19 protein-coding genes and 2 tRNA genes are annotated in these 24223 nt (G+C 59.5%); 4 read left to right on the forward strand and 17 right to left on the reverse strand.

Features of this window, described 5'->3' with window-relative positions:
* Positions 1 to 2: 2 nt before the first annotated feature.
* Both NQF87_RS02690 and NQF87_RS02695 read right to left on the reverse strand, forming a co-directional pair.
* The gene (locus NQF87_RS02690) at positions 3 to 650 is read right to left on the reverse strand and encodes a LolA family protein (RefSeq protein ID WP_266126872.1); all 648 of its coding nucleotides are present in this window, start codon (positions 648 to 650) and stop codon (positions 3 to 5) included.
* Complete coding sequence (locus tag NQF87_RS02695) at positions 647 to 946, reverse strand: BolA family protein (protein ID WP_266126873.1); 300 nt, start codon at positions 944 to 946, stop codon at positions 647 to 649. The genes NQF87_RS02690 and NQF87_RS02695 overlap by 4 nt, the downstream gene beginning before the upstream one ends.
* Positions 947 to 1072: 126 nt before the next feature.
* Here NQF87_RS02695 and NQF87_RS02700 point away from each other — a divergent pair, with 126 nt between their 5' ends.
* The 4 genes from NQF87_RS02700 to NQF87_RS02715 all read left to right on the forward strand — a co-directional run bounded on the left by NQF87_RS02700 (position 1073) and on the right by NQF87_RS02715 (position 5543).
* The gene (locus NQF87_RS02700; RefSeq protein ID WP_266126874.1) at positions 1073 to 1684 is read left to right on the forward strand and encodes a J domain-containing protein; all 612 of its coding nucleotides are present in this window, start codon (positions 1073 to 1075) and stop codon (positions 1682 to 1684) included.
* Between the two features lie 115 nt (positions 1685 to 1799).
* A complete protein-coding gene (locus NQF87_RS02705) occupies positions 1800 to 2768 on the forward strand; it encodes an AAA family ATPase (protein WP_266126875.1) in 969 nt (322 codons plus the stop codon).
* Between the two features lie 4 nt (positions 2769 to 2772).
* Complete coding sequence (locus NQF87_RS02710; RefSeq protein WP_266126876.1) at positions 2773 to 4596, forward strand: cobaltochelatase CobT-related protein; 1824 nt, start codon at positions 2773 to 2775, stop codon at positions 4594 to 4596.
* A gap of 53 nt (positions 4597 to 4649) precedes the next feature.
* Complete coding sequence (locus NQF87_RS02715; protein ID WP_266126877.1) at positions 4650 to 5543, forward strand: hypothetical protein; 894 nt, start codon at positions 4650 to 4652, stop codon at positions 5541 to 5543.
* Between the two features lie 56 nt (positions 5544 to 5599).
* Here the strand turns inward: NQF87_RS02715 and dnaE are convergent, their stop codons facing one another.
* The 15 genes from dnaE to NQF87_RS02790 form a co-directional block, all read right to left on the reverse strand.
* A complete protein-coding gene (gene dnaE, locus NQF87_RS02720) occupies positions 5600 to 9028 on the reverse strand; it encodes a DNA polymerase III subunit alpha (RefSeq protein WP_266126878.1) in 3429 nt (1142 codons plus the stop codon).
* 48 nt (positions 9029 to 9076) lie between these two features.
* Positions 9077 to 9775 carry an ABC transporter ATP-binding protein gene (locus NQF87_RS02725; RefSeq protein ID WP_266126879.1) on the reverse strand — a complete coding sequence of 233 codons (699 nt, stop codon included), beginning with the start codon at positions 9773 to 9775 and terminating at the stop codon, positions 9077 to 9079.
* The gene (locus NQF87_RS02730) at positions 9768 to 11015 is read right to left on the reverse strand and encodes a lipoprotein-releasing ABC transporter permease subunit (protein WP_266126880.1); all 1248 of its coding nucleotides are present in this window, start codon (positions 11013 to 11015) and stop codon (positions 9768 to 9770) included. Before NQF87_RS02730 ends, NQF87_RS02725 begins: the two co-directional genes overlap by 8 nt.
* Before the next feature lie 2 nt (positions 11016 to 11017).
* Positions 11018 to 12334, reverse strand: coding sequence for a proline--tRNA ligase (gene proS, locus NQF87_RS02735; protein ID WP_266126881.1), 1317 nt, complete (start codon positions 12332 to 12334; stop codon positions 11018 to 11020).
* Positions 12335 to 12346: 12 nt separating this feature from the next.
* Entirely contained in the window at positions 12347 to 14005 is a 1659-nt protein-coding gene (locus NQF87_RS02740; RefSeq protein WP_266126882.1) for a ribonuclease J, read from the reverse strand.
* Positions 14006 to 14023: 18 nt separating this feature from the next.
* Positions 14024 to 14857: a type III pantothenate kinase gene (locus NQF87_RS02745; protein WP_266127037.1), complete on the reverse strand. Its 834-nt coding sequence runs from the start codon at positions 14855 to 14857 to the stop codon at positions 14024 to 14026.
* A gap of 10 nt (positions 14858 to 14867) precedes the next feature.
* Positions 14868 to 15614: a biotin--[acetyl-CoA-carboxylase] ligase gene (locus tag NQF87_RS02750; RefSeq protein ID WP_266126883.1), complete on the reverse strand. Its 747-nt coding sequence runs from the start codon at positions 15612 to 15614 to the stop codon at positions 14868 to 14870.
* 21 nt (positions 15615 to 15635) lie between these two features.
* A tRNA-Val gene (locus tag NQF87_RS02755) sits at positions 15636 to 15710 on the reverse strand.
* A gap of 91 nt (positions 15711 to 15801) precedes the next feature.
* Entirely contained in the window at positions 15802 to 16089 is a 288-nt protein-coding gene (locus tag NQF87_RS02760) for an HU family DNA-binding protein (RefSeq protein WP_266126884.1), read from the reverse strand.
* Positions 16090 to 16216: 127 nt separating this feature from the next.
* A complete protein-coding gene (gene lon, locus NQF87_RS02765) occupies positions 16217 to 18820 on the reverse strand; it encodes an endopeptidase La (RefSeq protein ID WP_266126885.1) in 2604 nt (867 codons plus the stop codon).
* A 167-nt stretch (positions 18821 to 18987) separates the two neighbouring features.
* On the reverse strand, positions 18988 to 20250 hold the full coding sequence (gene clpX, locus NQF87_RS02770; protein ID WP_266126886.1) for an ATP-dependent Clp protease ATP-binding subunit ClpX: 1263 nt from the start codon (positions 20248 to 20250) through the stop codon (positions 18988 to 18990).
* Positions 20251 to 20321: 71 nt separating this feature from the next.
* Complete coding sequence (locus tag NQF87_RS02775; RefSeq protein ID WP_266126887.1) at positions 20322 to 20963, reverse strand: ATP-dependent Clp protease proteolytic subunit; 642 nt, start codon at positions 20961 to 20963, stop codon at positions 20322 to 20324.
* Between the two features lie 147 nt (positions 20964 to 21110).
* Entirely contained in the window at positions 21111 to 22439 is a 1329-nt protein-coding gene (tig, locus tag NQF87_RS02780) for a trigger factor (RefSeq protein ID WP_266126888.1), read from the reverse strand.
* Positions 22440 to 22504: 65 nt separating this feature from the next.
* Positions 22505 to 22589: transfer RNA gene (locus NQF87_RS02785), tRNA-Leu, on the reverse strand.
* Between the two features lie 169 nt (positions 22590 to 22758).
* Positions 22759 to 24147: an NAD(P)H-hydrate dehydratase gene (locus NQF87_RS02790; RefSeq protein ID WP_266126889.1), complete on the reverse strand. Its 1389-nt coding sequence runs from the start codon at positions 24145 to 24147 to the stop codon at positions 22759 to 22761.
* Between the last annotated feature and the right edge of the window lie 76 nt (positions 24148 to 24223).

Genomic DNA, 24223 nt, shown 5'->3' on the forward strand with positions numbered 1-24223 from the left:
CCTTATTCAGGCAGGGTGAAGCTGCTCTCGGAAACAGGCTGATTCTCCTGCACGTCAAACAGGGAAAGGCCAAAATGATGATGGCGGGCATCGACACCCTGTATGCCAACAAGCGTCAGCCTGCCATGCACATCAGAAAACTGGAGCGTCAGAAGACCCTGAGACGGATTATTGGCTTCCGCCACCGAAAGCTGGAGCGATTCAGTACCACGGGACACTGCGGTAACCTGCACCTCCTTCTCGAACTCGATGGGATGACGCAGCAGGAGACCCAGCGGGTTCCGCCTGAGTGACAGATGCGTCACGGCCCCACTGTCGGCATTGCGCAGCACGAGACGGCCATCCCTGGCCACGGCCCGCATGGCGTGCGGAACCTCATACACCATCTCGAAGCGGCCCGGCACATATGTGAACTGACCATCACCCTGCTGCTGGGCGGGACCATCCTGCACGAAAGAAGCCCGCAGGGATGTCAGCCCGTTCAGATAGGCTTCCACCCGGTGAATGTCATGCCGGTCAGCCGTTGCAAGGTGATCGTAACCGGAGGTGGCACAGCCTGAAAGACCAAGCCCCACCACCGGGCCAGCAACCACGCCTGCCCAGAGCATGAAACCACCAGCAAACCGCTTCAGAAGCATCCGGTTTTTCATGACCGTGCCTCCCCCTTCAGGGAGAGGGACAGGGCGTGCAGCCCCGTCCTGAATTCCTCCGCCAGAATCTCATGGACAAGCCTGTGCCGCTCCAGACTTGTCATCCCGTCAAAGTGGCGGCTGACCACATGCAGGTGATAATGAGTCTCGCCTGCCCGTTCAGGCCCCCTGCTCTCCTGTGCGGCAGTGCGCATCGCAGCGTGATGGCTGTGCCGTGCGCTGTCATCCCGGATTTCCAGCACGGAAGGGGCCAGAGCCTCCTCCAGCACGGTTCTCATACGGTCGGCTCTCTTCATCGCATCTCTTCCATGTTCTGCCACGGGGGTCACAGGTTCTGCCTGTCTGATCCATCACAGGAATCTTTTATCCTTGGGAGAAAGGATGCTTGCATCCATGCCAGACCTCTCCCCATATCGTCCATTATGCAACGTAAACCATCCAGACATAAAGCCTTCGCACCGGACCCGGACGCTCCCCAGCAATGTTGCGACCATCCGGACTGCGACCAGCCAGCCGGTTACCGTGCCCCCCGGGGGCGGGACAACCTGCGCAGCTATTACTGGTTCTGTCTGGAACATGTGCGCCAGTACAATGCCAACTGGGACTATTACCGGGGCATGACGCCAGGGCAGATTGAACGGCATCTTCGGGAAGATACATCGTGGCAGCGTCCTTCGTGGAAAATGGGGACCCCGGGTCACGATTCCGCACGGGCTTCCTTCACGCTGGATGACCTGCATGACCCGCTGGACATTCTCAGGGGGCACAAGGCCCGTCCTTCACGGGAGGCCGAAACACGCCGTCACGCTCCCGCCGCCCTGCGTGAACCTCTGGCCCAGCTCAATCTTGAATGGCCAACCACCATCGAGGTCATCAAGACCCGCTACCGTGTGCTGGCCCGCCGCTACCATCCGGACGCCAATCAGGATGACCCGCGGGCCGAGGAACGCTTCAAGGTGATCGGCACAGCCTATGCCACACTGCGGGATCATTTTGCCAGCAGCATGGAGCAAGAAACTGCCGATGCCGGGTAACGTCTCACCCCTTCCCATCTTCCGGGGATTATGTAATCGTACTTGTAGAGTCCTTAATAGGATGGACATTTTCTGACCTCCCATTTTTCACCTTTTCAATGACAGGAATCATGTCATGGCTCTTCCCTCAGCACAGTCCCTCTCCGAGACACTGCCCCAGACACCTGACAGCCTGAAGCCCGCACGGGAGCTGTTCGGTCTGGACCTGGAGTTTGAGGTCCCCGTCTGGTCGCAGAAGACAGACCATGTCCCTGACATTGACCCGGCCTACCAGTTCGACCGGGACACGACCCGTGCCATCCTTGCCGGGTTCATGCATAACCGCCGCGTGCTGGTTCAGGGGTTCCACGGCACCGGGAAATCCTCCCATATCGACCAGATCGCCGCACGGCTGAACTGGCCCTGTGTCCGCATCAATCTGGACAGTCACATTTCCCGCATCGACCTCATCGGCAAGGATGCCATCACGCTGGAAGATGGCAAGCAGGTCACGGAATTCCGTGAAGGACTGCTGCCGTGGTGCCTCCAGAATCCATGCAGTCTGATCTTCGACGAATATGATGCCGGACGGCCGGACGTCATGTTCGTCATCCAGCGTGTGCTGGAAACTGATGGTGCCCTGACCCTGCTGGACCAGAACCGTGTCATCCATCCGCATCCCTCTTTCCGCCTGTTCGCCACGGCCAACACGGTCGGACTGGGCGACACGACCGGGTTGTATCACGGCACACAGCAGATCAATCAGGGCCAGATGGACCGCTGGAACATCGTCACCTCCCTGAACTATCTGCCCAAGGAACAGGAAATCCGCATCATCAGGGCCAAGATAGGTGACGCTCTGGAAGAAACCCTCATCGGCCAGATGGTGGAGCTGGCAGACCTGAGCCGTGCAGGCTTCATGAACGGAGACATTTCCACCGTCATCTCACCCCGGACGGTTCTCTCCTGGGCTGAAAACATCACCATCTTCAGGGACGTGCCTCTCGCCTTCCGCCTGAGCTTCCTCAACAGATGTGACGAAGCCGAGCGCAGCATCGTGGCTGAATATTACCAGCGTTGTTTCAACGCCTCCCCACTGGGTTGATCTCATGTCTGATCCGCACGAACTCTTCCGCAAGGCAATCTTTGCCACGCAGCGCGCCCTGAGTGGTCATCAGGATGTTCCCATGACACCCGCTCTGGCCTCTCTGGAGCGTGCGGCTCTCACCCCTGAGGACAAGACCTACATCCGGGGGGCTACCGATGCCGTGGCCCTGCATCAACGCCATCATGATCCGGAAAAGCGCATCACCATCCCTGATGCGCAGACCCAGACCATCACTGACGGCATGGAGCAGGCCCGGTGTGAGGTCTATGGTGCCCGCCACATGGCCGGGGTACAGGCCAATCTGGAGGATTACCTGGGGCGGCGGCTCCATGCCCTCAACAGTGCGAAAATGATCGAGCGGGATGACATGCCCACTCCCCTCGCCTTGGAACTCCTGACACGGGAAGCCCTCTCCGGCCGGAAACTGCCCGAGAGCATGACCGGTCCGGCTCTGGAAGAATGGCGGCAGTCCCTCAGCCCCAGAGCACGTGAATCGCTGGCCAGACTGGCTGAGGTGCAGAATGACCAGACGCTCTTCAGTGAAGCATCCCGGCATTTCGTGAAAGTCTTCACCATGAAGGAGACTGACGAAAAAACGGAGGAACCGGACCCTTCAAAGTCCCGTGGCCAGAGCCAGGAAGAAAAAACGGACGGCGAATCCTCCGCTCCTGATCCGCAGGGGCAGGAAGAGGAAGATGGCACGACAGAGGATGCCGAAGCCGCCCTGAGCGATGAGTCCGATGAATCCGCCAGTGCAGAAGGCCTTTCCTCCGAAGAGATGGAAGCCATCCTGACGGAGGGCGAGAACGGATACGAACAGCCTGCCGGCCCTTCCGCCCAGACGGAAGAAGAGCGTAACTGTTCCATCAGGAAAAGCGACAGCTATCAGGCCTATACGCAGGAATTTGACGAGGAAGTCCACGCCAGCGACCTCTGTGACCCGACCGAACTGGACCTTCTGCGTGACAAGCTGGATGAACAGCTCCAACAGACTCAGGGGTTCGTTTCCCGCCTTGCCCACCGTCTGCAGCGCAAACTGCTGGCCCAACAGCAGCGTCGCTGGCATTTCGATCAGGAAGACGGCATCCTTGATGCCGCCCGCCTGCCCCGCATCATCAGCAACCCCTCCCTGCCTCTTTCCTACAAGCAGGAAGGCAAGATCGACTTCCGTGACACGACCGTCACCCTGCTGATCGACAATTCAGGTTCCATGCGGGGGCGTCCCATCACCACGGCAGCCATCTGTGGCGACATTCTGGCCCGGACGCTGGAACGCTGCGGCATCAAGGTCGAAGTTCTGGGCTTCACCACGCGGGCCTGGAAGGGCGGCCAGAGCCGGGTGAAATGGAGCGAGGCAGGCCGCCCGAAAGAACCGGGCCGCCTGAATGACCTCCGCCACATCATCTATAAATCGGCTGACACGCCGTGGCGGCGTGCCCGGCGCAATATCGGCCTCATGCTGCGTGAAGGGCTGCTGAAAGAGAACATCGATGGTGAGGCCCTGCTCTGGGCCTGGAAACGCCTGAAACACCGCCCGGAGCATCGCCGTATCCTTATGGTGATCTCCGACGGGGCACCGGTGGATGACAGTACATCCTCCGCCAATGGGCCGGAATATCTGGACCTGCACCTGCACCGTGTCATTCACCAGCTGGAAAATGACCCTGCCGGGGAACTGCTGGCCATCGGCATCGGGCATGACGTCACACGCTATTACGCCAACAGCGTGACCATCAGCTCGGCCGAAGACCTTGGCGACACCATGATCGCCCAGCTGACGACCCTGTTCGCCCCACGCTCTGCCAGAAAAGGCCGGAGGGGATAATTTCCCCTCCCCCATTGCCAGACGCCTCAGACTCCGCCACTCTCCCAAGCATTATGTCACATCATTCCATCCGTCTTTTCCGTGCGCTGGCCGCTGCTGGTGGCCTCGCCCTGCTGGCCTTGGGCCATCAGGCCCTGCCCTCCGCTTCAGCTGATACGCTGCCCCATCTTTCGGCAGACTGTTTCACCTACTCTCCGGGAACAGTCACCAGATCAAAGCAGGGCATTCTCATCAAGGGGATGACAGCCGAGCTGACGGGAACGCAGCACCACATCACCGTGGCAACCAGTACAGCCACGGACCATAGCCGGAAGCTGGATGAGGCTGCACTGACCCGCCTCAACGCCGCCGTCGCCTATGCCGCCCTGACGGCCTATCACCGTGGCATGACGGAGGTCTGCTCCACGCAGCCACTGCCGGAAGTGGAAGAAGTGAAGAATACCCTGCCGGAACTGCAATGGAAGGGCATCACCATGACCCGTCCGGACCGGGTCTCCACGGCCAGCTCGGCCCATGTGCATGTCCTCAGCACAACCCCGACCATCCATGTCACGTTTGATGCTGCCGGTCTCCACTCTCCCGGGGCCATTCTGCTGCCGCCCGCCCTCACCGGGGATGTCAGTTTCGTACCGGCCGCCAAGCCTCCTTACCACCTGACCATCAACAAACTGCATACCGTCATCAATGGCAGTGATGTTGATGGAAACGGCACTGTCGTGGCGGGCGAAGGCACCAAGAACCTGAAGGCCGACGTTCACCTCTCCATCGGGCAGATCGGTGAAATGATCGATCAGGTCAGCAAGGTAGCCCCGGCCAAAATCACCGCAGCCCTGCTCATCGCCCGCTTCATGGGGGAACGGGAACCGGACCACTACACGGGCTGGCACATTGTCGTGGATAACGGCACCATCAAGGTCAATGGCGTCAAAGTGCCCGTACCATTCTGATCCTGCTCCCAGAACAAACTTTCAGGACAGGTCCCGCTCCCTTGGCGGGGCCTTTTTCATACCTGCTCCAGCTTGCTGATCCCCTCCAGCGTGTTCATCTGCTCCGCCAGCCGGGGCGTGATACGGTAGAACCCCGGCAGCCTGATCTCGATATCCTGCGTCTCTTCCAGAGTTGGCATCAGCACGACACGCCCCCGTCCCCCCCGGATGCCTTCCAGCATCTCATGCAGAGGGTCAAGGGCAGCTTCATGATCGAGCCATATCCGCACTTCACTTTTTTCATGAGCCGCTGCCGTCTCAAGGTCCTGCACGCTGTTCGCCGTAATGCGCAGGGCATCACCATCCAGCTTTAGCTCCGCCTGTACAAGAACGGCCTGCCCCGCCACCAGAAGATCCCGGCAGCTCTCCAGTGTCTCGGAGAATAACGTGACCTCACAGCCGCCACTGGCATCTGTCAGCGTGACCCATGCCATCTTCTTGCCCGTTCTGGTCGGACGTTCCTTCCTGTCCACCACACAGCCTGCAATCGCCACACGCACCGTACCCTGATGTGCCCTGCTCTCCAGCTGAAGGGCAGGCGTCACACCAAGACGCCGCAATACATGCCTGTAGGCATCCAGCGGATGAGCACTCATATGGAAGCCAATCACCCCGGCCTCGTGAGACAGCCGCTCAAAATCCGGCCACGGACGGACCTTCTTCAGCCGCAGGACTTCCCGCAGGCTACTGTCCACGCCACCGCCAAACAGCCCTGCCTGCCCCACTTCTTTCTCCTGCGCCCGGGACTGCGCCCGGCGCAGAATGATTTCCGCACTGGCGAAAACCGTATGACGGTCCGGCTCCAGACTGTCAAAAGCTCCGGCCTTGGCCAGACTTTCCATCTGTATCTTGTTGATGTTGCGGGAATCGCACCGTTCCGCAAAATCGGTCAGATCGCAGAAGGGTTTTTCTCCACGGTCCCGCACCAGCCCTTCCATCGCCACGAACCCGACCCGCTTGACGGCGGCCAGAGCGTAACGGATACCAAGCTGGCCATCCTCCATCTTTTCAATGGAGAAATCGGCCTGAGATTTGTTGATGTCCACCGGCAGGACAGGAATCCCCATCCGTCTGGCTTCCTGACAGAGAGCCGCCAGTTTTTCCGTCTTTTCCCGTGCCAGAGACATACAGCCTGCGAGAAAGGCCACCGGATGGTTCGCCTTCATCCACGCCGTCTGATAGGAAACAAACGCATAGGCTGCGGCGTGGGATTTGTTGAACCCGTAATTGGCAAACTTGGCCATGAGGTCGAACACCTCTTCAGCCTTTTCCGCCGTAATACCCCTCTTTGTGGCTCCCTCGCAGAAGATGGCCCTCTGCTTTTCCATCTCCGAGGCGATCTTCTTGCCCATCGCACGCCGGAGCAGGTCAGCACCGCCGAGGCTGTAACCGGCCATTTTCTGGGCAATCTGCATCACCTGTTCCTGATAGACCATGATGCCATAAGTCTCTTCCAGGATCGGGCGGATTTCCTCATGGGGCGGCTCCCACGGTGCCCCATGTTTGCGACGGCAATATTCCGGAATGTTTTCCATCGGGCCGGGCCGGTAAAGGGACACGCCGGCAATCAGGTCTTCCAGACGGCTGGCAGCCATCTGCTTGAGCATGTCCCTCATGCCCGCCCCTTCAAACTGGAACACGCCCGCCGTGTCCCCCCGGGCCATCATCTCGAAGGTTTTCCTGTCATCCAGCGGAATATGGGAGAGGTCCACCTCCACCCCCAGCCCTCGCAGAAAATCGACTCCCCGCTTGAGAATGGTCAGCGTCGTCAGCCCGAGAAAGTCGAACTTGACCAGCCCGGCCTGCTCCACGAACTTCATGTTATACTGAGTGACCAGCATCTCACTTCGGGGATCACGATAGAGCGGCACAAGCTCCACAAGATCACGGTCCCCGATCACCACACCGGCCGCATGGGTCGAGGCGTGACGATACAACCCTTCCAGCTGAAGGGCGATTTCCAGAAGGCGGCGGATCATCTCATCCGTGTCCCGCATCTCCTGAAGACGGGGTTCTTCCTCAATAGCCTGCGCCAGTGGTGTCGGCTTGGCCGGATTATTCGGAATCAGCTCCGCAACACGGTTGACCATGCCATAGGGCAGACCCAGCACACGCCCCACATCCCGCACGGCCGCCTTGGCCTGAAGCTTCCCGAAAGTGATAATCTGCGCCACACGCTCATGGCCGTACTCATTCCGCACATAGCGGATGACCTCATCCCGCCGGTCCTGACAGAAATCAATATCAAAGTCCGGCATGGACACACGTTCAGGATTCAGGAACCGCTCAAAAAGCAACCCGAACGGGATGGGGTCAATATCCGTGATGGTCAGCGCATAGGCCACCAGAGACCCTGCACCGGACCCACGCCCCGGCCCTACCGGAATGTCATGCGCCTTGGCCCACTGGATGAAGTCCGCCACGATGAGGAAGTACCCGGGGAAGCCCATACCGGCGATGATGTCCAGCTCGGTCTCGAACCGTTCCTCATAGGCTGCCCGCTGGGATTCACCGTCCTTCATGACGGCCAGACGCTTCTCCAGCCCTTCCCGTGCCATGGCCCGCAGGGTTTCTTCTTCCGTGCTGCCCTCACGGACCTTCGGACAGACAGGAAGGAGCGGCTTGCGGGTGTTCACCGCCACGGCACAGTGACGTGCAATCACCAGCGTATTGTCACAGGCTTCCGGCAGGTCGTGGAACAGCTCCCGCATTTCCTCCGGCGTCTTGAACCAGGCCTGACGGGAGACACGCCAGCGGTCTTCTTCCGCCATGGTCCGCCCCTGCGCAATACAGAGCAGCGCATCATGCGCCTCATGAAGTTCTGGCTTTGGAAAGAAACATTCATTGGTGGCTACAAGCGGCAGGTCCAGCTCATCGGCCAGAGCGATCAGCTGCGGCTCCGTGATCTCCTCCCCAGCTTCATCCAGCCGGTTGATCTCGACCGCCACATACCCCCCGAACGCTTCCCTGAAACGCTGGAGCATCTCCTTCGCAGCGACTGTCTGTTCGCCAAGCAGCAGCCTGTTGATCGGCCCTCTGTTACCACCTGTCAGCAGGAACAGCCCCCCCGCACGGCTGCACAGTACATCCAGCGGCATGGATGGGTCCGCTGAATCGCCATTTAGGAAGCCCTGCGTGGAAAGATACTGGAGATTCTCCAGCCCTTCTTCTGTCCGGGCCAGAACGACCAGCGGTTCCGCCGGAACACCGGGCCTGCCCGAAGCTGAAGGCAATGCCAGCTGACACCCGATGATGGGCTGCACACCGGCCTTGCGGCAGCTCTGGGAGAATTCCAGACCACCGAACATGTTGCCGCTATCCGTCAGGGCCACGGCAGGCATGGCGTTCTTCTTCGCCAGCTCTACAAGTTCGGAGACACGGATCGCCCCCTGACTGAGGGAATAAGCAGAGTGATTACGGAGATGGACGAAGCTGGCATAGGACATGGCCCATGATTACCATGTCCCTCCGCCACTGCGGAACAGAAAACACCCTCATCCCTGAAAAGGAACGATACGCCCTTCATCCAGTGTCACGGTGCGGTCCATTGCTGCGGCCAGAGCTTCATTATGGGTGGCGATCAGAGCCGCCACGCCTTCTTCCCGCACGACACGCATCAGCTCGGCGAAAACAAGATCAGCCGTTTTTGTGTCCAGATTGCCCGTTGGTTCATCAGCCAGAAGCAGGCTGGGCCGGTTCGCCAGCGCACGGGCGATAGCCGTCCTCTGCTGCTCCCCACCGGACATGCGCCCCGGCAGGGCCTCCAGCCGATGGGACAACCCGAAACGGACCAGCAGGTCTTCCGCCCACTTCCGGGCCTCGGCCGGTTTCACGCCTGCTGCCAGCTGGGGCAGAATTACATTCTCCACGGCGGTGAATTCCCGCAGCAGATGGTGAAACTGATACACGAAACCGATCTCATCCCGCCGCAGAGCCGTGCGCCCTGCCTCACCCAGACGGGACGTGGCCTGCCCCCTGATGAACACCTCACCAGTATCCGGACGCTCCAGAAGACCGGCAAGATGCAGCAGGGTGGACTTACCCGTCCCGCTTGGTGCAACCAGGGCCACCAGCTCGCCGCTCTTCAGGGCAAAATCAGCCCCGCACAGGATGTGCAGCTCTTCATCACCGGAATGGAAGGACCGCCCCAGTGCCTCAAGAGTCAGAACCGTCATCTGCCGTGTCTCACTCATGCCGCAGGGCCTCCACCGGGTCCGTCTTCGCCGCACGCCATGAAGGATACAATGTCGCCAGCAGGGACAGAGCCAGCGACAGCACGGCGACTTCCACAACCTGCGACCAGACCAGACGGGCCGGAAGGCGGGCCAGGAAATAAACTTCCGGATTGAACAGGTCCGTCCCCGTCAGTGATTCCAGAACATGACGGATGCGTTCGATGTTCAGGGCAAAACAGATGCCCAGCCCCGTTCCCACGACCGTTCCCACAACACCCACGGACGCCCCGCACATAAGGAAAATGCGCATCACGCTGCCCCGGCTGGCCCCGAAGGTCCGCAATACCGCAATATCCCGTGTCTTGTCCTTGACCATCATGATGAGCGAGGAAATCACGTTGAAGGCCGCCACGAGAATGATGAGCGTGAGGATGAGGAACATCACGTTCTGCTCCACCGTCACAGCATCCAGAAAACCGTTGGCACTCTGCGTCCAGTCTAGCACCTGAAGACGGGGATCATTCAGAGCCTCCGTAATCTGGCGGCTGACGGGTCTGACATTCAGCGGGTCGGACGTACTGATCTGCATCAGGGACACGCCGTCCCCCATCATCAGGAATTTCTGGGACGCCGCCAGCGGCATGAGGATGATGTTGCTATTATAGTCATTCCAGTTGGCATCAAAGATCAGGGCCACATGCAGCTTCCGTACCCGAGGCATCGTACCGAATGGCGTGGCCTGCCCGTTGGGGGAGAGGATGGTCAGTGGCGACCCGACATGCAGGCCGGCCCGTTCGGCCAACGTAACCCCCACCGCCACGGCGGAATCACCCCGGAAATCATCCAGACTTCCTTCCATGATTCCATCACTGAGGGCTTTCCAGCTCCGCAGGTCCTCCTGCGCCAGCCCTTCCAGCATGGCCCCCGTGGAATAACGGCCTGCTTCCGCAAGGACCGTACCCTGCGTCATGGGCAGCACCTGCGTCACGCCTGGGACCCTGCGGATCAGAGCGGCATCATCCTTGTAGTCCCGGATAACCTGCCCATAGGCATAGACATTCAGGTCCCCATGCAGGCCGAGAATCCGGCCCATCAGGTCGGCTTTGAAACCATTCATCACGGCCATGACGATAATGAGCGTCGCCACCCCCAGGGCGATTCCGACAAGGGAGAAAAGCGCAATGACAGAGGCAAAGCGTTCTCCCTTGCGGGCACGCAGATAGCGCAAGGCGACTGTCCGCTCAAACCGTCCGAACATGGTCAGGCCAGCCCCAGCTTTGCCAGAGCCTCATCCAGGGCCAGTTCACTCCGCTCGCCAGTGGCACGGTGCTTCAGCTCCACCATGCCCGCCTTGGCCCCACGGGGACCAACGATGATCTGCCACGGATGGCCCATCAGGTCGGCATCATTGAACTTCACACCGGCACGGTCGGAACGGTCATCATAGAGCAGTCCTTCCGGGTCACGACCATAGATGGACTCGCAGAGCTGATCGCACAGCTCATCACCGGGACGAAGATTGAGTAGAGCCGCCCGATAGGGAGCCACTTCCTCCGGCCAGATGATCCCGGCTTCATCGTGGGAGGCCTCGATGATGGCCCCGACCAGACGGGATACACCAATGCCGTAAGACCCCATGTGTGGATGCAGGGGCGCACCATCAGCACCACTCACCTCCACGCCCATGGATTCGGTGTATTTCGTACCGAAATAGAAGATGTGACCCACTTCAATGCCACGCCCCCCACGGCGGCGATCTTCCGGCACAGCCTCCCATGCGGAAAGGTCGTGCTTTTCATCCGTGGCGGAATAGGTCGTCTTCACGATCTCACGCAGCTTCTGGAGGTCTTCCTCCTTCTGCGGGTCAAGACCGATACTGTCCCAGTCAATCTCATCCCAGCCAGCATCATAGAAAACCTCGCTCTCCCCTGTCGGGGCAAGAACAAGGAATTCATGGCTCAGTTCGCCACCGATCGGCCCCGTATCAGCGGCCATCGGTACGGCCTGCACACCCAGACGGCGGAAAATCTTCAGATAGGACAGCATGATGCGGTAATAGCTGCTCACCGCATCCTCATAGGAGAGATCGAAGCTGTAGCCGTCCTTCATGTAGAATTCACGGCCACGCATCACGCCGAAACGGGGGCGGATCTCATCCCGAAACTTCCACTGGATATGATAGAGCATCTTCGGCAGTTCACGATATGATTTCACCGTGCCACCGAAAAGGTCCGTTACCATTTCCTCATTGGTCGGACCGTAGAGCAGCTCACGCCCCTGCCGATCCTCAATGCGCAGCATCTCCGGCCCATAGGCATCGTAACGGCCCGAACGCCGCCACAGCTCAGCGGACTGGACGGTTGGCATCAGGATTTCCTGCCCGCCAATCCGGTCCTGTTCCTGCCGTACGATATTGGCGATGTTCCGCAGAACACGCAGCCCTGCGGGCAGCCATGTATAGATGCCCGATGAAGACTGCCGTACGAGACCCGCCCGCAGCATCAGCCGGTGGGAGGCGATCTGTGCCTCGGCGGGAACTTCCTTCAGAGTGGGCTGGAAGGCCTGACTTAACCGCATGTTCTTTTTTCCTCAGACGCGCAGGAGGTGGACATCAACCAGCGGACGCTTCCGCAGTTTCCGGCCCAGTGCCCGACGCAGGGCCGTGCGTGCCGCATCACGGAACGCCTGATCATCCTGACGGAATTCGTCGGGAATCTCATCAATGGCATAGGCAAATTCTTCACGGATACGGGAGCTTTCGGGGTCATCCCGCTCCAGCAGGCCCGGCGCACTGATACGAGGCTCACCAATGACATAGCCTTCATCATCCACCGCAAAGCTGGCCAGCACCATGCCGTTGAACAGCATCCGGCGGCGGGCCGCCAGAACGCCGCCCGTCATGGGCAGGAGGCGGTCACCATCCAGAGCCAGAAGGCCTGTCGGGGCCGTATCGACCACCTCGACGGCTCCCGGTGCCAGATTGAGGATGTCACCATCTTCCAGCAGCACGGCTTCTGCACCACATTCACGGGCCAGTGCCCCGTGTGCCGTCAGATGACGCCATTCCCCATGCGTCGGAATGCTGTAACGGGGCCGGACCAGACTGTAGAGATGACGGATATCGCCACCGGTCGCATGACCGGATGTATGCACCATGCCATCCCTGTCTGTCAGCACGGTCACGCCACGGCGGGTCAGATTGTCCTGCACGGTCATGACAGCCTGTTCATTCCCCGGAATGACACGGGAGCTGTAGATGACCGTATCCCCCTCACCCAGCGAAATGGTGGAATGGGTATCGCAGGCAATGCGGGACAGAGCCGAACGGGCCTCACCCTGACTGCCCGTAATGATCATCAGCAGGTTCTCATCCGGCACATCCTTGACGTCATATTCTGTCAGGAAAGGCGGCAAATCAGCAAAATAGCCGCATTCACGGGCAGCCGATTCAAGATTGCGCAGGGAACGGCCCACCACCATGATCTCACGGCCGGAGGCCAGGCCCGCCTTGGCGATGCTCTCCACACGGGCCACGTTACTGGCAAAGCAGGTCACGGCGACACGCCCTTCCAGCCTGGCGATCATTTCCGTCAGGCCGACACGGACTTCCGCTTCGGACTGGGAACGCCCTTCCTTCATGACGTTGGTGCTGTCACCCACCATGGCCAGGACACCTTCGTCACCCAGCGCACGGAACGCCTCTTCATCCGTCACCGGACCGACCATCGGGGTCGGGTCCAGCTTCCAGTCCCCGGTATGGACAACGATGCCATGCGGGGTGCGGATGGCGATGGCCTGCCCTTCCACAATGGAATGTGTCACCGGAATGAACTGGAGATCAAACGGCCCGACATCAAAACGGGACCCCGGCATGATGACGTGGATGATGACCTGATTCTGAAGTCCGGCCTCGGTCAGCTTGCGGCGCAGTACTGCTGCCGTGAAAGGCGTGGCGTAGACCGGGCAGCGCAGATAACGCCAGAGATGGGCCACGGCCCCCACATGGTCCTCATGGGCATGGGTAATGACCAGACCATGCAGGCTGTCTTTCCGCTCCGCAATGAAGGTCGGGTCAGACATGAGAACATCAGCCTCTGGCGTGTCATTGCCAGAGAACCCGATGCCGCAGTCAATGGCCAGCCAGTGTTCCCTACCATCTTCACGCAGGCGGTAGAGATTGAAATTCATGCCGATCTCGCCTGTCCCTCCCAGAGGGAGGTAGGCAAAATCATTCTTCTGTTCTGTCATAAACGCATCATATCCTGTTCAAGCGTTGTCAGGGTGCCCGGAGGCATCATGGGCCTGTTGCCCGGAAAAATCGGTGATGAAACGGTCCCTGTTCTGCGCTGCCAGCATCCGCAGCCCTTCCAGCGTCAGGTCGGGTGCCACTTCATCAAATAACGCTGTCCCCTCGGAGAAGAGCGGGGCCAGACCGCCCGTCGCCACCACCTTGGGACGTTCATCCATCTCACCGGCAATGCGGTGAACAATTCCTTCGACCAGACCCACATAGCCCCAGAAAAGGCCTGATCGCATCGCCACACTCGTGCTGCGGCCTATCGCTTCCACCGGCCGCCCGACACTGACACGGGGCAGCCGTGCCGCTGCCTGATGCAGCGCATCCATCGAGAGATTGACCCCCGGTGCAATCGCCCCGCCGCAGTAGCGGCCCCGGGCATCGACAACGTCAAAGGTTGTCGCCGTTCCAAAATCCACGACCACCAGCGGGCCACCACCATAAAGCTGACGGGCTGCAAGGCCGTTCAGCAGACGGTCCGCTCCCAGCTCCGCTGGCGTGTCCACCAGTACATCCATCTGCCAGTCCAGCTCATGATTGGCCACGAGAGGCTCCACATGCAGCCAGCACCGGCACAGACGCCGCAGATCATACAACGCAGCCGGCACCACCGTACCGATGATGGCCTGCGTTACACAATCCGGGCCAAGCCCTGCCCGTTCCATCAGTGCCAGCAGCCAGACGGCATATTCATCCGCCGTCCTGCGGTCATCCGTCGAGATGCGCCAGCGTCCTACCCATGACCCGCCATCATGAACGGCAAACACCACATTCGTATTGCCAGCATCAATGACGAGCAGCACATCGCCTCCTTTACTCACAGATCACATCACCCGTCACAACTGAAATCACGGCACCACCGTCCAGCGTGAGCAGAAGATGCCCCTGCGCATCAAGCCCGGCAAAGCGGCCTGCTGTCTCCCTACCATGTCTTCTGAGGATCAGTCGAGTACCCACGGGGTGGGCACGTTTCATCCAGCCTTCCCAGATCACGCCGTTACCGTTTCTCTTCCAGCGTTCCATCCAGTCATCGAAAGCGTGCAGGATGGCATGAGCGCAGGATACAGCATCCGGAGGAGAACAGACTTCAGCCAGAGCTGCCAGCTGCCGTCCCTCAATGGCCGGAGCCTGGCGCAGATTGACTCCCATGCCGATCACCGCCCAGCATGTGGAAGGGTCGCCCCCTGCTGACAGACCCGTCTCAATGAGGATGCCCGCCATCTTGCGTCCGGACAGAAGAAGATCATTCGGCCACTTTACCCGTAGCCGGTCAGACAGATTTTCAGGACATGAGGCAGCGGCCATCAGGCCATCATGAAAGGCCAGACTTGCCAGATACGGCAGGACCGCCCGAAAATCACGACTGTCAGAAAAATGGAAAAGGAAGGAAAAAGCCAGATTTCCTTCACCACTATCCCAGCCACGCCCACGGCTGCCCCGTGCGGCACTCTGTCGTTCTGCCAGTACGGCCAGCCCACTCTTTTCGCCGGCTTCAGCCCGTTCCCGACAGAGATCGGAAGTGGATGCCAGCGTTTCATACTGTTCGAAACGCCAGGTCATAAATAAACTTGGTATATGGGGTGGTGGGCAATGACGGGATCGAACCGCCGACCCTCTCGGTGTAAACGAGACGCTCTACCGCTGAGCTAATTGCCCGCCCCGGTTTATATGCAAAAGCACCTCAGGGCGCAACGGGGAATTTTCATTTTTTCAGAAAAACTCTCTTCCCCGCCCTGCATCAGCCGTCTTACTTGCTGACGGCGTCCTTCAGACCCTTGCCCGGCTTGAAACGCACGGATGTAGAAGCCGGAATGTCGATCTCTTCGCCAGTACGCGGGTTGCGCCCCTTGGCAGCCTTACGGGTGGCTGTCACGAAGCTGCCGAAGCCTACCAGGCGGACTTCCTGCCCCTTGGCCAGGGTCTTTTCAATGGCACCGAAAACGGCGTCCACGACATCGCCAGCCTTTGCCTTGGGAAGATCTGCAGCCTCGGCAACCTGAGCAATAAGTTCCTGCTTGTTCAGAGGTTTCTCCATGTTAAGCCTTTCCAATGGTTGGGTGAGACGGCCCCGGAAAAGGGCCAGAATCACATATTGCAATTTACATCTGCACTATGAAGCGGTTTTCGCCCGCGTCAACAGCCGGAGGGCAAGATACCCTCACTTAGTGCCGAATTGAGCGAGAAATTCCGTTCCCATCTGCCTTCCTGCCTTTCGTGCCCGTCACATGGCTCGTAGGCAGGACTGTGGGGGAGGCTGTCAGGGCAATGTTCAGCACCTCATCCATATGCTGCACGGGGATGATTTCCAGCCCCTGCTTCACATTTTTCGGAATCTCGGCAAGGTCTTTGACATTCATTTCCGGGATCATCACCGTCTTGATGCCAGCACGGAGGGCAGCCAAAAGCTTCTCCTTCAGCCCGCCGATCTCCAGCACACGGCCCCGCAGGGTCACCTCTCCTGTCATGGCAACATCATGACGGACCGGAATGCGTGTCAGCACGCTGACCAGCGACGTCGTCAGGGCCGACCCGGCAGAAGGACCATCCTTGGGCACTGCGCCTTCCGGCAGATGCACATGGATGTCCGTCTTTTCCAGCACGGCAGGATCAATGCCGAACGATTCCGCACGGGACTTCACATAAGAGAAGGCTGCGGAGACACTTTCCTTCATCACGTCGCCGAGCTTGCCCGTATGGCGGATCGCGCCCTTGCCGGGCATGGTCAGGCTCTCGATGGTCAGTATCTCACCACCGACCTCCGTCCATGCCAGACCGGTCACGATACCGACCTGATCTTCCTTGTCGGCCTCACTATGCCGATAACGGGGCACGCCAGCATAAGTCTCCAGCGTCTCCGGCGTCACCTCAACTTTCCTGACTTTGCCGGACATGATCTCACGCACGGCCTTGCGGGCCAGCCGGGCAATCATGCGCTCCAGACTGCGCACCCCGGCTTCCCGCGTGTAAGACCGGATCAGGGCCAGAAGAGCCTCGTCCGTCACACGCCATTCACCGGGACGCAGATTATGTTCTTTCTCCTGCTTGGCCAGAAGATGCCGCTTGGCAATCTCCAGCTTCTCGTCTTCCGTGTAGCCGGACAGACGGATGATCTCCATACGGTCCAGCAGCGGCTGCGGCATATCAAGAGAGTTCGCCGTAGCGATGAACATGATGTCCGACAGATCATATTCCACTTCGATATAATGGTCCCCGAACGTGTTGTTCTGTTCCGGGTCCAGCACCTCCAGCAGGGCGGAAGATGGGTCACCACGCCAGTCGGAACCGAGCTTGTCCACCTCATCCAGCAGGAAGAGCGGGTTGCTGACCCCGGCCTTCTTGACCCCCTGGATGATCTTCCCCGGCATGGCCCCGATATAGGTGCGCCGGTGCCCACGGATCTCGGACTCATCCTTCATGCCACCCAGAGACATGCGGACATATTTCCGCCCTGTCGCCCTGGCAATAGAGCGTGCCAGAGACGTCTTGCCAACGCCCGGAGGGCCGACCAGGCAGAGGATCGGGCCTTTCAGCTTCTTCGCACGGCTCTGGACAGCCAGATATTCCAGAATACGTTCCTTGATCTTCTCAAGCCCGTAATGATCGGCCTCAAGAACATCCTCCGCTTTCTGGAGTGACTCTGCGAGCTTGGACTTCTTCTTCCAGGGCAGACCCACCAGCCAGTCGAGATAACTGCGGACTACCGTACCTTCGGCAGACATGGGACTCATGTTCCGCAGCTTCTTCAGCTCACCACGGGCTTTTTCCTTCGCCTCCCGGCTGAGCCCCTGGGATTCGATCTTCTCCTCGATCTCACCCAGCTCGTCACGGCCATCCTCGCCCTCGCCCAGCTCCTTCTGAATGGCCTTCATCTGCTCATTCAGATAATATTCCCGCTGGGTTTTCTCCATCTGCTTCTTCACGCGGCTGCGAATGCGCTTCTCCACCTGAAGAACGTCAATCTCCGCCTCCATGCCTGCAAAGATGCGTTCCAGCCTCTCCTCGACGGAAAGGATTTCCAGCAGCTCCTGCCGTTCCGGGATGCGCAGGTTGAGATGGCTGGCAATCGTATCCGCCAGACGGGACGGGTCCTCCAGCTGGCTGACTGAAGCCAGAACCTCCGGGGCCACCTTCTTGTTCAGGCGGGCATAATCCTCAAAACGCTTCATGGCGGAGCGGGCCAGAGCCTCACGCTCACCCTCACGGCCACTCAGCTCATCCGGCAGGTCTTCAACTGAACTCTGGAAGTACCCACCCTGCTCCTTCAGCCCGACCAGACGGACACGGCGCAGCCCTTCCACAAGGACCTTCACCGTTCCATCCGGCAGCTTCAGCAGCTGAAGGACGCTGGCAACCGTTCCGACACGGAACACGTCATCCACGGTCGGTTCATCCTTGCCCACATCCTTCTGGGAAACCAGAATGATCTCACGCCCGTCTTCCGGCATCCTGTCCAGCGCATGAATGGACTTCTCACGCCCCACGAAGAGCGGCACGATCATGTGCGGGAAGACGACGATATTCCGCAGGGGCAGCACAGGCAGGACAGGCCTGACGACACGGGCCGTCTTCTTCTCGCTGGCCGCTTTCTCCGTCACAGGCCGGGCTGCCTTCTTACGAGGGGCAGCAGCTTTGGCTGTTTTTGCCTTGCCCTCTGCGCCGGAAGTGGAGGCCGTGCGCCGTGTACGGGCCGTTGCAGGCTTGCTGTCCGTCTTCTTGCTGTCAGCAGCCCTGCGACGGGCTGTCTTGGGTTTCTTTTCGTCACTCATGCGTCAGGATCTCCATAAAGGACGATCAAACCTTCACCGCCCTATCTGAAAGGCACGGCAGAGGCTCTTTCATTCTCGGTCTCTATGTGGGGTATCAGGGCATGGGGAACAATACCCTGCCACCATGAAGTGCCAGCAGAAAGGAGAAATCTGCCAGCATCATTCTGTCAGTTAGCTGCCTTCTCTTCGCTGGCCTCCGGACCATGAACATAGACAGGCTCGGCCTTGCCCTCAGCCACGTCACGATTGACCACGACCTTCTCGACATTCTTCCGGCCCGGCAGATCGAACATCGTTTCCATCAGGATTTTCTCCATGATGGAGCGCAGACCACGGGCACCTGTCTGCCGTTCAATGGCCCGAGCCGCAATCCCCTTGATGGCCTCGTCCTCAAAGACAAGCTCCACCCCTTCCATCTGGAAGAGACGCTGATACTGCTTGACCAGAGCATTCTTCGGCTCTGTCAGGATCTGCACCAGGGCCGCCTCATCAAGATCATTCAGCGTCGCAATGACGGGAAGACGCCCGATGAATTCAGGAATGAGGCCGTATTTCATGAGGTCCTCAGGCTCGATGTCCTTGAGGATGTCCCCCAGCTTGCGGTCATCCTCAGCCCGCACGTCCGCTCCGAAACCGATCGCACTGCCCTTGCCACGGGCACTGATGACCTTGTCCAGCCCCGCAAAAGCACCACCGCAGATGAAAAGCATGTTGGTCGTATCAACCTGCACGAATTCCTGCTGCGGATGCTTGCGCCCACCCTGCGGCGGAACGGACGCCACGGTGCCTTCCATCAGCTTCAGCAGGGCCTGCTGCACACCTTCACCGGACACATCGCGGGTAATGGACGGATTTTCCGCCTTGCGGGAAATCTTGTCGATCTCGTCGATATAGACAATGCCCCGCTGGGCACGCTCGACATTATAGTCACAGGCCTGAAGCAGCTTGAGAATGATGTTCTCGACATCCTCCCCCACATAACCAGCCTCTGTCAGGGTGGTGGCATCCGCCATGGTGAAAGGCACGTCGAGAATGCGGGCCAGTGTCTGGGCCAGCAGGGTCTTGCCGGTGCCGGTCGGGCCGATCAGCATGATGTTGGCCTTGCCGATCTCGACATCACCTGCCTTCTCGGCCTGCTCGAGCCGCTTGTAATGATTGTGCACGGCAACGGAGAGAACCTTCTTGGCCTCACTCTGACCGATCACATAATCATTGAGAATCTGGCAGATCTCACGAGGAGTCGGAACACCCTCACCGCTGGTCACGGGGCCGGTACCACGCTCCTCACGGATGATGTCCGTGCACAGCTCAACACATTCATTGCAGATGAATACGGTCGGCCCGGCGATGAGTTTTTTCACTTCATGCTGGGATTTCCCACAGAATGAACAATAAAGCGTATTCTTGGAGTCGCTCTCTTTTCCGCTCATTACAGCTCCTCAAACCCGCATGAAAAACGGGTGTGTTCAGACCTCTGGATGCCCTGCCGGAACAGTCAGGCTCAGGCCTTTCTCTTCTCCGTGGGGTGACGTACCACAACCTCATCCACCAGACCGAATTCCCTGGCCTCGATGGCGGACAGATAACGGTCACGCTCCAGTGCTTCCTCAATCTCCTCAAGGGCACGCCCCGTATGTTCACGATAGATTTCGTTCAGGCGATGACGGATCTGGAGAATTTCACGGGCCTGAATCTCAATGTCCGAAGCCTGTCCCTGCGCCCCACCGGAAGGCTGATGGACCATCACACGGGCATTCGGCAGGCAGAACCGGCGGCCAGCCTCACCAGCGGCCAGCAGCAGCGACCCCATGGATGCAGCCTGACCGATGCAGACCGTACTGACCGGAGAGCGGATATACTGCATGGTATCATACATCGCCAGACCGGCGGACACGACACCACCGGGACTGTTGATATAGAAAGAAATTTCCTTGTTCGGGCTGACGCTCTCAAGATAGAGCAGCTGCGCACAGATCAGCGATGAAACCTGATCATAGACAGGCCCCGTCAGAAAGATGATGCGCTCCTGCAAAAGCCGGGAATAGATGTCGAAAGAGCGTTCCCCCCGCGAGGTCTGCTCAACCACCATTGGAACAAGCGTATTATTGAACACGTCCAGAGGATTACGGTCTTCAATGCCCATAGGTATTTTCCTTCACAGTTCCCTCCAGCCTAGCACACCCACTCTCCCCCTGTCTCCGTGCGGAAAGACTTATGGCAGGGGAATTTTCCAGCCGGGAGCAAAAAAAAGGGGCAGCGGCTGCTGCCCCTTTTCCATCAGGCTCAACGCTCAGTCAGCATCCGGCATGTCAGCCAGCTCTTCAGGCGTCACTTCCTTGTCCGTCACGTCAGACAGTTCGATCAGATAATCCACGACCTTGTTTTCAAGGATCGGACCACGCAGGCTTTCGATGGCCTGCGGGTTCTTCGTGAAGAACTCGAACACGGCCTGCTCCTGCCCCGGGTAGCGGCGTGCTTCCTGCTGCATGGCAGCCAGCAGCTCTTCCTGGGCAATCTGAATGTTCTGCTTACGGCCGATCTCGGCCAGCAGCAGCCCCAGTCTCACACGGCGTTCGGCAATCTTGCGATAGTCGGCACGCAGGGTCTCTTCGTCCTTGGCCGCATCCTTCTCATCAAGACCGCCATTCTTGCGCTCTTCTTCGATCCGGCTCCAGATCTGGCCAAACTCGGCCTCAACCATGCTCTGGGGAGCCTCGAAGTCGGCCTTCTCGGACATGATGTCCAGCAGGTCCCGCTTGATGCGCATACGGGAAAGCTGCTTGTACTCACCCTCGGCCTGCTCCGCGATCAGCTTGCGCATCTGCTCGACGCTTTCCAGCCCAAGGGACTTGGCAAACTCATCATCAATGGTCGGGTCCACAGCCTTCTTCAGGGCATTGGCCTTGATCTCGAAGGTGGCTTCCTGACCGGCCAGTTCCTTGGCCTGATAGTTCTCGGGGAAGGTCACGGTGATGGTCCGCTCCTCACCCGGCTTCATGCCTTCCATCTGCTCGGCAAAACCGAGGATGAAACCGGCACCACCGATCTCGACATTCACGTCCTCGGCAGTACCGCCATCGAACGGCACACCATCCTTCTTGCCAACAAAATTGACGTTCAGGACATCACCCTTGACAGCCGGACGCTGCTCATCAACCGTCTCGAACTTGCGGCTGCGCTGTGCAACCTCACTGAGGGCCTTCTCCACCACCTCGTCAGCGACCTTGGCACTGTAGCGGGTCAGCTTCGTACCGGACATGTCAGGGGTCGGGATTTCCGGCAGGATTTCCATTTCCAGCGTGAACTCAAGGTCCTTGCCATCCGTACCGGGGGAAACCAGATCAACCTTCGGCTGCAGGGCCGGACGGATGTCCTGTTCTTCCAGCAGGGACTTCACACTTTCCTGCACCAACTTCTCGGTCACTTCCGCCTGGACGGACTCACCGAAACGCTGCTTGACGACAGCAGCCGGCACCTTGCCCGGACGGAAGCCCGGCAGCTTCACGTCACGGCTGACTTCGGCCAGACGGGCATCACAACGGCCCTGCAGGTCAGCAGCGGGAATAACTACGGTGAAGGACCGTTTCAGACCTTCAGTGAGTGTGGGCGTAACCTGCATGAATCCGTTAGTCCTTCTCTACAATAAGGGGATCACTGACATCGTATTTCAGATGGAGAATGCCTTGGTGCGGGCGGAGGGACTTGAACCCCCACAGCTTGCGCCACCAGAACCTAAATCTGGCGTGTCTACCAATTTCACCACGCCCGCATGAACCATACGGCCTATTCTCCAGTATCCGCCCCCCGGCCTTCAGGGACGGAACCTTCATTAGCTTGCGGATTTAGCGCATGAAGTCGGCATCGGCAAGGGCTGCGTTTGCAAATATGTCATTTGCGGCAGAAACGGTTCCGTATTCTCCCTGCCGCCTGTTCACCCATCATTCTTCCACCATGAAAGACGTGGCTGCATGACGGGCAGGCCCAAGCTCCCCGAAAAGGTCTTCAGAGACAATCCAGCCCGCCTTCCTGTCAGCAGCACGGCGTCCAGCTTCGCCATGCACCCACACGCCAGCTGCGGCGGCTTCCCATGCAGGCATTCCGGCTGCCAGAAACGCCCCGATGATCCCGCTGAGCACATCACCTGCCCCCGCAACGGCCAGAGCCGGTGCTGCATGAACATTGATCGCCACGCGCCCGTCCGGAGCCACAATAAGGGTATCAGCTCCTTTCAGGACGACCACGGTCTCCAGACGAGCAGCCGCCTGCTTCGCCGCTTCCAGGCGGCTCCCGTCATCTTTCCCGAAAAGACGGGCAAATTCCCCCATATGGGGCGTGATGACCGACACGCCCTTCAAACGTTCAGGCTCGCCCGCCGCCCATGTCAGCACGCCTGCATCCGCCACGATCTTCCGTCCGGTGTTCACCAGCAACGGCAGTGCCTGCCCTGCCTCCTCCAACCCCAGACCGGGACCACACACCCATACCTGACGCCGCTCATCCTCCAGGGCCTGTCCCAAAGGCTGCGTATCAACGATCGCTGCAGGAGAAGCGAGTCGATAGAGAAGCGCAGCCTCGGACGGCACCGTCAGCCTCACCAGCCCGGCCCCGACATGCCGTGCCGCCTCAAAAGCGAAGAGAGCCGCACCATGCATCTCCGCCCCACCACAGATACTGACGACACCCCGCCTGTATTTATGATCATCCGCTGCCTGCGCCGAAAGCCTCCACAGGGTCGGTCCATTTTCCCAGACCCTCCCTTCCATACTGGCCATGATCTCCTGCGGAATGGCAAGGTCCGCACAGAACACCTCGCCACAGAGCGACCGCCCGGGCGACAGCAGATGGCCGGGCCTTTTCCGGATCAGCGCAATGGTCATGCAGCATGGAGTGACCTGCCCCATGCACAGGCCGGTTGCTCCATCAAGGCCGGAGGGAACGTCAATGGCCACGATCTGCCGTGCCGCCGCCAGAAACTGCTCAACCAGCTCAGGCAGAGGGCGGTTCATGCCTGCACCAAACACGGCATCCACCACCATATCCGCCCTCCCGGCCTCTCCCGGCGTGAAGGCTACGGTCTCACCCCGCCAGCGTCGGGCCATCATCCCGGCAAGACTGTTCTCCCGTGGCGGATGCAGGGCGGCCACACGGACCGGCCACCCCCGGTCTGCCAGATGACGGGCCAACACATAGCCGTCACCACCATTATTACCCGGCCCGCATGCCACCAGCACGGAACGGGGACGGAAATGCTGGCACATGATCCGGGCTGCCATCATGCCCGCCCGTTCCATGACCATCGGCAGGGCTGATGCCATGGCACGATCCATGCGCCGTGTATCCTCCGGACTCAGCAAGAGCGAGGCGGACGCTTTCCTGTACGGAAAACAGGACATAATGGAATCT

This window comes from Bombella dulcis (assembly GCF_026385505.1).
Lineage (GTDB): Bacteria > Pseudomonadota > Alphaproteobacteria > Acetobacterales > Acetobacteraceae > Bombella > Bombella dulcis.